We start from the raw sequence: 12,068 nt of genomic DNA, 5'->3' as shown, positions 1-12,068 counted from the left end.
CCATCAATGGTATAGGTTCCCTGGTTTGAATAGGAAAGCGGATCAGTGGTTGTACCGTTGATGCTTCCGTTACAGTTATCGGTAGCGGTTGGTACATTGCTCACTGTTGCGTTACACTGCCCTGTTACTGTCGGCAGGCTTGCTGCATCGGCCACCGGCGCAGTAGTATCATCTATAATTACGGTCTGGTTCTGTGTGGAAGAATTTCCTTCACTGTCGGTAAAGGTCCATACAATAGTATAGGTTCCCTGTTCGGAATAGGTTAACGGATCGGTAGTAGTACCGTTGATGCTTCCGTTACAGTTATCGGTAGCGGTAGGTACATTGCTCACCGTTGCGCTACATTGTCCTGTTACTGTCGGCAGGCTTGCTGCATCAGGCACAGGAGCTGTGTTGTCCTCAATAGTTATGGTCTGACTATCATGAACACTGTTTCCACAGGCATCATTAACTGTAAAGACTCTTGTTACCAGAACAGGAAAAGATGCATTGTTGGAATCCTGGTAGGTAATAGAGGCAATAGTTCCATTATCAGAAATGCTACCACCAATATTTTCAAATTCTTGTACGCTGATTTCTGTTGCGGTCTCTGAATAAGGCAAACTTGTTATGTCAGAAACATCACAACCTTCCACGGTATCATCCGCAGGAGGGGTGAGTACAGGAGCCTCGGTATCTGAGGCCTCTACATTTACATCGCCTGAAACAAAGGCACATCCGTTTGCATCTTTTGCAGTGATATTATAGATCCCTGGTGAAAGCGCGGTAAAGGTTCCGTCGGGCTGAAAATCTGTTCCATTAATACTATATTCAAAAGGTTCGGTTCCTGTTCCGTTCACACCACTGGCCTGAGCCGTGATAGAGCCATCGGCACTTGTATTGCAACTGGCATCCTGAACATTTGTAATTTGAACGTCTAAAGCGCTAACTGTTATATTAAAGGAACAGGTCTTGGTCTTTGTCGATCCATCGGGAGCAGTGTAAGTAGCTTTGTATACCAGGTCGTGTGAACCTACAGGATAGAATCCCTGGCTTGGTCCTGTAACTGTAAAGTCTACCCCGCCACTACAACCATCATCATAAAGAATACCGTCTACCGCAATAACAGTGTCTCCTGTATTGGCATTAGAAGGTTTGGCACCTGTGTAATCAAAGACATATTTTATTCGATAAACACCTACAGATCCTGTAGGTAATTGGGTGGTAAACTCATAAACGGTGGTATTTCCATTTACCGGAGTGGGCCCTCCGCTTGGATATTCATTGCCTGCTTCATCAACTAAAAATAATTGTACGGTATAGTTGCCGTTGTCGTAATTTAATTCTATAGAAGTTTCAGAGCCGTTATTTAATATCAGGTATGGGGTGGTGATAATAGATTGCTCGGTGCCAAGTTGATCGTTACTCGAGAATAGTTTTACATAACCTCCTTGGGTTCCTACCCTTTGTATATAATTGAAGTCCCAACAATCCTGAGAAAGAAGTTCTTCGTTCAGCTCGAATAACATCTGGAAATTGCCTTCACTTCCGGTACCGGTACAGGTTTGGGTGCTCACAGCAGTATCCCAGGTAACCTCGGCTCCCAGGAGTCCCTCATCGTTATAGGAATCTGCACAAACAGTCTGATCTGCCGGGCAGCTAATAAATTCAATACAATCGTCTCCAACAATAATATTGTTGGTTTCTTCACCGGGGTTATTTCCGTTCTGCGCCTGCATCCCTAAAGAAACCATCATCATCAAACCGATTAATTTCAGACCGGTCTGCTTAACGCTTCCCCAAAATAAGCATTTGGCTGCCTCTATCATAGAGGTGTTAAAAAAGGGAAACATTTTAGCAATAGTAGTTTTCCAAATCATAGTCGTAATGTTTAGAATTACAATAATCCATTAAAATCACCATCAGCATTTTTTCATTAAAACACTTGAAAGCATAAGCAGGCTTTTGTCCGTAACAATTTATTAGGGAAATCAATTATTATTCTCTTGGGGAGAGAATTACTTTAAAATCATAAAATGTGGGGTGATAACATCTGGTAAAAATTGGGGGGATTTACCTATAGAGAAGTGTGGGGGTGACTCTATTATAATGTTATTATGATGTAAAATTACCACAAATAAACCTCTAAAAAAGTTATTTGAGTTTTTTTAGATGTAATTACATTTTTATTCGTTCAAATGCACAAGATCTTAAGTTTAAATGGGGGGAAATCCCTCATTTACTAATTGTTACAAGTGTTCGGACAACTACGTATAAATAAAAATCAATAGGGGGAAACCGGTAAAATTCAGAAGAAAACAGTGCCCGATTTCGGGGTTAAAAACATAGCCTTTACAAGGGGAGCTTTACCTAACTAATATCGAAAATAAAGTCGATAAAAAACTTTTATTCTCAGATAAAATATTTTCCCGCTTCTGCTTAAAACTCGTAAATTGCAGCAAAGCCCAAGATTATGCAAAAAGACCTTCAGGATTATAGAAAGTCTTACGAGCAGAGTGAATTGCTTGAAGACAGAATACCAAATCACCCAACAGCACTTTTCGCGGCCTGGTTTGAGGAGGCCGAAAGCCATCCCGGGATAGCAGAGGTAAATGCTATGACCTTATCTACTGTTGGGGAAGATAACTTTCCTCAGGCGCGGATAGTCCTTCTTAAATCTTTTGATAAAGAAGGCTTTGTTTTTTATACCAACTATAATTCGGAAAAAGCAAGGGCTATAGAAAAGCACAAAGAGGTCTGTCTTACGTTTTTCTGGCCCAGCCTGGAGCGACAGGTGATAATCAAGGGGAAAGCAACAAAGAATTCAGAAGAAGAGGCAACAGATTACTTTAAGACCAGGCCGCGCGGCAGTCAGTTGGGTGCCTGGGCCTCTAATCAAAGTAGTCCCGTGGCTTCAAGAGCTGAGATCGAAGAGCGCCTGAAGTATTTCGAGGATAAATTTGAAGGTCAGGAAGTACCCAAGCCTGCGCATTGGGGAGGCTATAGGGTGAAGGCCAAAAGCTTTGAATTCTGGCAGGGCAGGGTAAATCGCCTGCACGACCGGATCCTTTATGAAGTGGAGAGTGAAAAGAACTGGAATGTTAAACGATTAGCACCTTAGGTTATGAAACAATTGGTACTGGTAAGACACGGTAAATCTTCCTGGGAGAATGATCTTCCGGATAATAAACGTCCCCTGAAGAAAAGAGCTATTAATGATGCCAAACACGTAATTTCGGCATTCGAGAAATTCTATATGCCACCGGCAACCTTCTGGACAAGCCCGGCAGTAAGAGCACACGAAACAGCTAAAATGTTCAAAGAAGGACTAAAGGTGGCAGATGAAAATTTTGAAGTTAAAAATGAACTATACACCTTTGATGATTCAGCCCTGCTTCGAAAAATACGGTCCTGTCCTGACTCTATAGATAAACTGGTGGTTTTTGGTCATAATCCTGCAATGACTTCCCTGGTGAACCGGCTTGGAGATAAGCCTCTTGATAATTTACCAACCACAGGTCTTTGTGTGATCGATTTTGAAGTAGATCACTGGAAGGAAATAGAGCAGGGGAGAACTTTAGTAACTCTTTTGCCTAAGAATCTAAGGTAATATATGCAGGATAAGAAATATATTAACAGGGAGATCAGTTGGTTACAATTTAATGCAAGGGTGCTTCAGGAAGCCGAGGATGAAACCGTTCCCCTCATCGAAAGACTTCGTTTTCTCGGGATCTTCTCGAATAACCTCGATGAGTTCTTCAAGGTTCGGTATGCCACAGTAAAAAGGATAGACCTTGCCGGGAAGGCCGGTAAGCGGGTGCTTGGTGGAATTAAAGCCAGTAAGCTGCTGGAAGAGATCACCAAGATCGTGATCCAACAGCAGGCAGACAGTCTTTCCATCCTTGAAGATATACAGACCCGTCTTCAGAATCACGATATTTACATTATTAATGAGGAGCAGGTAAGTGACTCTCAGAAGGATTTTTTAAAGAATTATTTCCTGTCGATAGTGAGTCCTGCCCTTGTAACCATCATCCTGAATGATCTGCCCGAAATCCCTTCCCTTAAAGACAGTGCGGCATATCTTGCAGTAAAGATGGTAATGAAGGAGGAGCAACCTGAAAAGGATATTCACAAGGTTTTGGAAAGTCCTGTTCAGGAAAAGAAATATGTGCTTATTGAAATCCCCAGAAGTATAGACCGCTTTGTGGTTCTGCCCGAAGAAAATGGGAAGAAATATATAATCCTTCTGGATGATCTTATCCGATTCAATCTTCAGACGATCTTCAATATTTTTGAATATGAGAGCATCACAGCTCATATGATCAAGATCACCAGGGATGCCGAACTGGATATAGACAGTGATCTTAGTAAAAGCTTTATTGAAAAGATTTCCTCCAGTGTAAGAGACCGGATTAAAGGAGATCCGGTTCGTTTTGTTTATGATATGAATATAGACGAAGACACCCTTTCTTATTTAATGAATAAGATGGGTATAGACTCTTCAGACAGCATTATCCCCGGAGGACGTTATCATAACCGAAGGGATTATATGAACTTCCCCAGTCTTGGGAAAGATAGTCTGCTTTATGAAAGGAAAGAAGCTCTGCCGATTCCGGGCCTTATCCTGCAAACCAGCTTATTTAGCGGAATAGCAAAAAAAGACTTTCTCTTACATGCTCCTTACCAGACTTTTGCATATACCGTTAAGTTTTTGCGGGAAGCGGCATTAGATCCTAAGGTAAGAACCATAAAGATCACCATCTACAGGTTGGCAAAGATCTCGCATATAGCCAGCTCGCTTATTAATGCAGTGAAGAACGGGAAGAGGGTTACCGTTCAGATCGAATTAAGAGCCAGGTTCGATGAAGTTGCCAATATCCGTTATGCTGAACAGATGCAGGAGGAAGGCGTAAAGCTTATCTTTGGTGTTCCCGGTTTAAAGGTGCATTGTAAAACCTGTGTTGTAGAAAGAGAAGAGGAAGGGAAACTTAAGCGTTACGGCTTTATAAGTACCGGAAACTTCAATGAGGCTACCTCTAAAGTGTATACAGATTACACGCTTTTCACATCAGATCCTGAAATACTCAAGGAAGTTAACAAGGTTTTCGATTTCTTCGAGATCAATTACAAGGTGAGCAAGTATAAACATTTACTGGTTTCGCCTCATTATACAAGAACTGGTCTTTTAAAACTCATCCAGCAGGAAATAGACAATGCCAAAGCCGGTAAGCCCGCAAGTATAAAACTAAAGCTGAACAGTCTTTCAGATTATCCTATGATAGATAAGCTTTACCAGGCCAGTAGTGCCGGGGTGAAAATTCAGCTTATTATTCGCGGAATTTGTTGCCTTGTACCGGGAGTGAAAGGGCTGAGTGAAAATATAGAAGCCATAAGTATCGTGGATAAATATCTGGAGCATCCACGAGTATTTATATTCGGGAATGACGGGAATCCTAAGGTCTATATATCTTCAGCCGATCTTATGACCAGAAACCTCGACCTGAGAGTGGAGATATCCTGTCCTATTTATGACCCTGGGCTCAAGGACGAAATAATGGATAATTTTGAGATCAGTTGGAAAGATAACGTAAAAGCCCGGGTGTTTTCTCCGGATAAAGTAAATGCTTACAGAGAAAATAAGGGTCCAAGGATTCGTTCTCAAATTGCACTTTACGATTACTATTTAGATAAAATTAAAAATTAAAGATTTGATCACTCAAAAGAATTATGCTGCAATAGATATTGGTTCTAACGCTGTGAGGCTTCTTGTAATGACCATTACAGAACAGGCGGGAAAAGAGACTGACTTCAGGAAAACATCCCTTGTTCGTGTCCCCATAAGGCTTGGGGAAGATGTGTTCTTAAGAGAATATATATCAGAAAAGAATATAGACCGGATGGTCGATACTATGCAGGCCTTCGGGCTTCTGATGAAAGCCCACGGTATTGAAAGGTACAAGGCTTGCGCAACTTCGGCTATGCGAGAAGCAAAGAACGGGAAAGATGTGGCTAAACTGGTAAAAAAGAAGAGTGGCGTTGAGATCGAAATAATAGATGGAACTCATGAGGCGGCGATTATTGCAGCAACAGATCTTCACGAACTTGTTCAGAATGATCATAATTACCTGTATGTTGATGTTGGTGGGGGGAGTACCGAATATACCGTTTACAGCAACGGGAATACCATAGCTTCAAAATCTTTTAAAGTAGGGACTGTTAGATTGCTTAACGACCTTGTAGAGCATAAGACCTGGGAAACTATGGAGCAGTGGGTAAAAGAAAATACAGCCGGATATAAAGAAATATGCCTGATAGGTTCCGGTGGAAACATCAATAATATCTTTAAGACCAGTGGAAAAAAGGAGGGAAAGCCATTAAGTCTTTCCTATATCAAGAAGTATTATGAATTGCTGAATTCCTATTCTTACGAAGAGCGTATTACCGAACTAAAACTTAAGAATGACAGGGCAGACGTTATTATTCCGGCTTCAAGGATATATCTTTCAGCTATGAAATGGGCTAAAGCTCATAAAGTCTATGTTCCCAAGATTGGTCTGGCCGATGGAATAATTAAATCTTTATATAATGAAGATAAGAAAAAGGACTAGCCGTGTATGCTTTCTTTTTTACCCAAGTCTTTCATTACTTCGGCTTCATATTCCAATAAGTCCTGCCATTTCTTGTCAACCACTTCGCGGTCTTCTCCAAACTTTCTTGCAAACTTCAGGAACATGGTGTAATGGTTAGCCTCGCTGACCATCAGGTTCCTGTAAAATTCAGCAAGTTCCTGATCCTCGAGCTTTTCGGATAATAACCTGAAACGTTCACAACTCCGGGCTTCGATCAAGCCAGCTATCAGCAGGCGATGTACCAGTTGTGTAGGACGGCTGCCTCCTTTAGGGAAAAACTTCAGAAGTTTTAACACATACTCATCCTTACGGTCCCAGCCCAGGGTATAACCTCTTTCCAGAATCTTGTCGTGAACCATCTTGAAATGACTCATTTCCTCTTTGGCAAGAGCGGTCATAGCCGTTACTAATTCTGAATATTCAGGATAGGTCACTATAAGGGAAATAGCCGTAGATGCAGCCTTCTGCTCGCAGTAAGCGTGATCTATAAGAATCTCTTCAATATTCTTTTCAGCAATATCTGCCCAACGCGGGTCAGTAGGAAGTTTTAAACCAAGCATAATCTATACGTCTAAATCGAATGTTTTTCTAAGTTCGTCCAGTAAAGGATTCTTTTCTTTCAGTTTATTATATTTTTCGATAGGGGTAAAGGCAAACTTCTTTGCCGTAGTCTCATTTACCGAAATATGCAGCGAGATCTGCGTGTTTTGAAGCCTGTTCTTGAGGAAGCCCATAAGTTTATTCTGATGGCGCTCAAGGTCCAGCTTCATCGTTTCATTAGGCAATTCCAGATGTATCTCTTTCCCTTTTAAAGTAGGAAGATCGGTTTCCAGAATGGAGGCAAGGATCTTTTCTCCTTTATTCTTTACCCTGTGTACATAATCGTCCCAGGCAGCCTGAAGCTGATTTTCATTGAACTCCCCGTTTAATTCAATTGATTTGGAAGGTGCTCTCTCCTGTTGTTTTGCCTCTAGTTCCTTTTTCTTACTGATGCTCTTAAGCGAAAGCCCGGAAACTTTTGTCTTTTTCACTTCAGGAGAAACTGCAGGAGTCTCTTCCTGTGTGGTTTTCTTTGCTTCTTCTGTAGTTTCCTCCTTTATTTCAGGAGTGTCTTGCTGAAGGCTGTTTTCCTGAACGGTTTCTTCGGCAGGCTTTTCCTGAATAGCAGGTTCCTGGTTTTGCTTTGCTGAAGTTTCTTCCTGATCATCCTTTTCAGGGGTGTTCAAGGGAATTTCAGGTTCCGATACTTCTGCTGCAGGACTGGCTTCAGAATGATACTGGCCATTTTCGGCCGGAGGAAGATTAGTCGTGGCAGAATTGTTATTTTCATCTGAAGGGAGCTGTGCCTCTTTTGGCGGATTCTGGTTTCCCTGCCCATTTTCGTTGGTTCTTACAAGCTTTTTCTCTTCAGAACTAAGCTTAACCGATTTTTTCTCAAAGTTTTCAGCCGGGATTATTGCCGGCTCAGAGTTTTTTTTTTCAGCACCCTGAGTAATGGAGGCCAGTTGCATCAGGCAAAGCTCTACAAGCAATCTCTGGTTATGGCTGCTTTTATATTTAAGATCACAATCATTAGCCAGGTCGAGCGCTTTCAGCAGAAACTGATGTGGAGTTTTTTGTGACTGTTCAAAGTACTTGGTCTTGGTCTGTTCCCCAACTTCAAGCAGGGCTATGGTTTTCTGATCTTTGCACACAAGAAGGTCCCTGAAATGCGAAGCCAGTCCTGCGATAAAATGGTGTCCGTCAAAACCGCTGGAAAGAATTTCGTTATAGGCAATCAGTAGGCCCGGGATATTGTTGTCCAGGATGAGCTCTGTAACCTTCATATAGGTGTCATAATCCAGCACGTTCAGGTTTTCGGTTACCGCCTGCCTGGTTAGATCTTTGCCGCTGAAGCTGACCACCCTGTCATAGATGGAAAGCGCATCCCTCATTGCCCCATCGGCTTTTTGTGCAATAATATTAAGTGCATCTTCATCGGCATTTACTCCTTCCTGTTCTGCGATATAAGAAAGGTAGTTCTTGGCGTCGGTCACCGTGATCCTCTTAAAATCGAAGATCTGGCAACGGGAAAGGATGGTTGGGATGATCTTATGCTTTTCGGTAGTAGCCAGTATAAATATCGCGTGTTTTGGAGGTTCCTCTAGCGTCTTTAAAAAGGCATTAAAGGCCGATTGAGAGAGCATATGCACCTCATCTATAATATAGACCTTGTATTGGCCAACCTGAGGGGGAATGCGAACCTGGTCTATCAGGTTACGAATATCGTCTACAGAGTTGTTGGAAGCCGCATCGAGTTCAAAGATGTTAAAAGCAAAATCTTCATCAGGACTTTGAGTGCCGTCCTGATTGATCATTTTGGCCAGGATCCTGGCGCAGGTAGTTTTTCCTACTCCACGAGGACCGGTAAAGAGCAAAGCCTGGGCCAGATGATTGTGTTCAATGGCATTTTTAAGGGTATTGGTGATCGCCTGCTGGCCTACAACATCTTTAAAGGTTTGCGGTCTGTACTTACGCGCTGATACTACGAAATGCTCCATTGAATTTTATTGAACAACAAATATAAAAATAGCAGGCTTAAGAAGGAAGCCATCCCGGTTTATTTTTAAACAAATGCACTGAAGAAATTAACAATGCCCTGACCAAAAAAATTGATGTACATTTGCCGGGAAGCAGGCCGCCTTATCGCTGTGGTTTAGGGTTCGCCCTAACCGTGGAGGAAAGTCCGGACACCGTAGGGCAGCATAGTGGGTAACACCCATCGGTCGTGAGATCAGGACCAGTGCAACAGAAAGAATGTACAGGTAACGCTGTAGTGAAATCAGGTAAACTCTATGCGGTGCAATGCCATGTATACCGGCATTTAAGGATCGCCCGTCCGTTGCCGGAGGGTAGGCAGCTAAAGGCCTTTGGTAACAAAGTCCGTAGATAAATGATTAAGGATCCCGGTGGGAGACAGAATCCGGCTTACAGGCCTGCTTTTTTTAATTGTTTATGAGTTTGTTTGCCCAGACTTTAGCCTCGTCCAGGGAGTTGAAAAAATCGTATGGCACCGGTGAAAAATTACCTTCAAAATTGGCGGTGATAAGGCTTGAGCCGCTCTTGCTCACAAAAGCTATCCCCTGAAGCCCTTTATTGTGCTTTATATTTAAGTAGATCATAGGGTTTACAGTATAGCTGTTCTTTCTATGGGAAATATATACGAAGGGTCTGTCTTTAAAATAATCATTACATATTTCTACAAGATCTTTAAGATAATAAAGATCAAAAATGATGTCCGGTTTTATTTCAGAGACTACAAAATCCGGATAGAATCTGAGGCTGGCGTAGTCCAGCTCAAGGATCTTTTCAACTTTAAACATAATTCAATATAGGAAATTAAAACTATTCAAAGAAACTAAAAACAGAGCCGCCATAGCGACGAGCCTCAATGAATTTAGGATGTTTGGAAAGGTCAGTGTGCTTGGAATGCTCAATAATAAGCTGCCCTATATGGGTGAGAAGCTCATTCTTAAAAACGATATTGGCTATTTCCTCAAATTTTTCAGTTTCGAAATCATAAGGGGGGTCCGCAAAGATGATATCGGCCTTTAAAGGAGTTTTTTCAAGGTACTTGTACACATCGCTTTTTATTACACTAATATTGAAGCCAAGTTCCTCTGAAGTCTTCTTGATGAATTTTACACATTCAAAATTACCATCTACTGCTGTGATGTTTTCTGCGCCCCGGGATGCGAATTCGTAGGAGATATTCCCGGTTCCTGCAAAAAGGTCCAGCACACTCAAGCCTGAAAAATGATAATGATTGTTCAGGATGTTGAATAAAGCTTCCTTGGCCATATCTGTAGTGGGCCTTACGGGTAGCTTTTTTGGTGCTGTAATTTTCTTTCCTTTTGAGGATCCCGATATAATTCTCATTCAGTTAAAGTGATTTAAAAAGAACAAAGTCCTTGGTTTCATCCAGGCTATAAGAAAGGTCTTCTGAAGTTTCGATTTGGAAGTCGGCTTCATAAAAACTGATATTCTTAATGTACCTGTAGGCGATCTTGTAAATTTCAGAATCCTTATAGATCTCACCAAGCAATTGCAGGTCCATATTGGATGGATCAAGATTTAACTGCTCTGCGGTGAAAAGAATGTAATAAAGGAAATCCTCTTTGGTGTCATAAGAAAATGTGTTGCAAAGCAGCAACTCTCCGTTTTCGATAACCACAAGATCATATTCCTTTTCTTTATTATATAAATACAGTGTCGCTTTTTTCTGCTTCGGCAGCTTTAACAATGCTTCCAGTAAAACCGAGCTGCTGTGTTTGTATTCGAACTCTCCGTACTTTTCAAAAAAGTAATTGATGATATTCGTGTAGGGGATATAAACGTTAACCATATCCTGACTATTAATCTCTTCGTGAGCAATAAAGTCGGTTCGAAGGATCTTGGTGTTGAATTTCAAATAATTTGAAGCATCTTCTTCCCTGAAATATGCTGAAGGCACAAGGGCGTATAGCTGATTGCTGAAGATAAGGTTAACCTCATCCATATTGCGGTGAAGTTCCTTTTCTTCTTCATACTGAAGCTCGATTTCAGCAAGGATTCTGATGGGATCCAGTTGCTCTCTGAAGTCTGTTTTTTTGAAAAAAACGACCTCCCTGGTATTTTTGTTTAGAACACAAAAAGAAAGTCCATTCAGGCTAACCTGAATGGACAGTTTAAATAAGGTGTTTTCTATTTTATTCGTCGCCATACACTTTTGGCCAGTTCCCTTTAGTATTAACTTCATTCATAGAACCAACTTTAATATAACGACCGTTTACCTGCTCTACAGAAACAACTTCGTTTTCCTGTAGGATAAGGTCTTTATCCTGATCAGAAAGAACTACACTTTTTGCCACTTTAGCTTCGAATACAGGGATATCAGACTCTCCTTTTTTCACTGTTCCGGCTTTAAGTTCAAATTTGGCATCCACTCCTTCAACAGGTACGTTCATCATAGTTGTGTAACGCTCGCGGTTTCCTTGAAATAAAGAGTCTTTTACAGGTACAAATCCTAAAGTGTCAATTACAACGCTTTCTACGTATCTGTCAACTCCATAGTTCTTACGATATTCTTCGTCAAGGAAGGTAGTGTCACGACGCTGAGTAATAGCAAATTCAGCGGTATCGATAAAAGCAACAAGACTGTCCCAGTTATCCTGAAATTTTCCGATCACCTCTTTATGGGCAAGCTCTGCCTGACGGATGTCTTTAAGGTTTTCAATTACTTTAGCGTAACGTTTCTCTTTAACTTTGTTAAATTGGATTGGCTGGTATACGGCATCAAAAGTAAGGTATGCCAGAAAAATAATTACCACCCAAAGAAGTAACTGAATTGCAAGTCTCATGCTTTCTTAATTTTATTTTAAAATTTACTAGTGTTCCACGACAAATCTACAATTTTTTTTTATTCGTAAAAGTTTCTTC

Annotated in this window: 11 protein-coding genes and 1 other RNA gene; 5 read left to right on the top strand and 7 right to left on the bottom strand. The window is 41.3% G+C overall.

The annotated features are described in order from the left end of the window. Positions 1–1,859 (bottom strand): HYR-like domain-containing protein (locus tag ACFQ3Q_RS10020; RefSeq protein WP_449329138.1); only part of this gene is annotated, 1,859 nt, incomplete at its 3' end. A 593-nt stretch (positions 1,860–2,452) separates the two neighbouring features. Here ACFQ3Q_RS10020 and pdxH point away from each other — a divergent pair. Genes pdxH through ACFQ3Q_RS10000 form a run of 4 tightly spaced genes read left to right on the top strand, consistent with a single transcriptional unit; the run spans position 2,453 to position 6,590 of the window. Continuing rightward, positions 2,453–3,100 carry a pyridoxamine 5'-phosphate oxidase gene (pdxH, locus tag ACFQ3Q_RS10015; protein ID WP_380745320.1) on the top strand — a complete coding sequence of 216 codons (648 nt, stop codon included), beginning with the start codon at positions 2,453–2,455 and terminating at the stop codon, positions 3,098–3,100. A 3-nt stretch (positions 3,101–3,103) separates the two neighbouring features. Next, complete coding sequence (locus tag ACFQ3Q_RS10010) at positions 3,104–3,589, top strand: SixA phosphatase family protein (protein ID WP_380745318.1); 486 nt, start codon at positions 3,104–3,106, stop codon at positions 3,587–3,589. A gap of 3 nt (positions 3,590–3,592) precedes the next feature. Beyond that, positions 3,593–5,686, top strand: coding sequence for a polyphosphate kinase 1 (ppk1, locus tag ACFQ3Q_RS10005; RefSeq protein ID WP_380745316.1), 2,094 nt, complete (start codon positions 3,593–3,595; stop codon positions 5,684–5,686). 4 nt (positions 5,687–5,690) lie between these two features. Continuing rightward, positions 5,691–6,590, top strand: coding sequence for a Ppx/GppA phosphatase family protein (locus ACFQ3Q_RS10000; RefSeq protein ID WP_380745314.1), 900 nt, complete (start codon positions 5,691–5,693; stop codon positions 6,588–6,590). Here the strand turns inward: ACFQ3Q_RS10000 and miaE are convergent. Beyond that, a complete protein-coding gene (miaE, locus tag ACFQ3Q_RS09995) occupies positions 6,587–7,171 on the bottom strand; it encodes a tRNA-(ms[2]io[6]A)-hydroxylase (protein WP_380745312.1) in 585 nt (194 codons plus the stop codon). The genes ACFQ3Q_RS10000 and miaE overlap by 4 nt on opposite strands. 3 nt (positions 7,172–7,174) lie before the next feature. Further along, positions 7,175–9,151: a DNA polymerase III subunit gamma/tau gene (locus ACFQ3Q_RS09990; RefSeq protein ID WP_380745310.1), complete on the bottom strand. Its 1,977-nt coding sequence runs from the start codon at positions 9,149–9,151 to the stop codon at positions 7,175–7,177. A 129-nt stretch (positions 9,152–9,280) separates the two neighbouring features. On the opposite strand from ACFQ3Q_RS09990, the gene rnpB reads away from it, so the two are divergent. After that, positions 9,281–9,597: RNase P RNA component class A (gene rnpB / locus ACFQ3Q_RS09985), an RNA gene on the top strand. Here the strand turns inward: rnpB and ACFQ3Q_RS09980 are convergent. The 4 genes from ACFQ3Q_RS09980 to ACFQ3Q_RS09965 are packed head-to-tail and all read right to left on the bottom strand — an operon-like array spanning position 9,596 to position 11,989. Next, positions 9,596–9,973 carry a hypothetical protein gene (locus ACFQ3Q_RS09980; protein WP_380745308.1) on the bottom strand — a complete coding sequence of 126 codons (378 nt, stop codon included), beginning with the start codon at positions 9,971–9,973 and terminating at the stop codon, positions 9,596–9,598. The two genes, rnpB and ACFQ3Q_RS09980, sit on opposite strands and share 2 nt — an antisense overlap. 22 nt (positions 9,974–9,995) lie before the next feature. Continuing rightward, positions 9,996–10,529 (bottom strand): RsmD family RNA methyltransferase, encoded by a 534-nt coding sequence (locus tag ACFQ3Q_RS09975; RefSeq protein ID WP_380745307.1) that lies wholly within the window; start codon positions 10,527–10,529, stop codon positions 9,996–9,998. 4 nt (positions 10,530–10,533) lie between these two features. Further along, complete coding sequence (locus ACFQ3Q_RS09970) at positions 10,534–11,352, bottom strand: DUF3822 family protein (protein ID WP_380745305.1); 819 nt, start codon at positions 11,350–11,352, stop codon at positions 10,534–10,536. Then, positions 11,339–11,989 carry a hypothetical protein gene (locus ACFQ3Q_RS09965; RefSeq protein WP_380745303.1) on the bottom strand — a complete coding sequence of 217 codons (651 nt, stop codon included), beginning with the start codon at positions 11,987–11,989 and terminating at the stop codon, positions 11,339–11,341. The genes ACFQ3Q_RS09970 and ACFQ3Q_RS09965 overlap by 14 nt, the downstream gene beginning before the upstream one ends. Positions 11,990–12,068: the final 79 nt, after the last annotated feature.

The sequence above is a fragment of the Salegentibacter chungangensis genome, from assembly GCF_042678405.1.
GTDB lineage: Bacteria > Bacteroidota > Bacteroidia > Flavobacteriales > Flavobacteriaceae > Salegentibacter_A > Salegentibacter_A chungangensis.
This window is presented reverse-complemented; position numbering and strand designations above follow the sequence as displayed.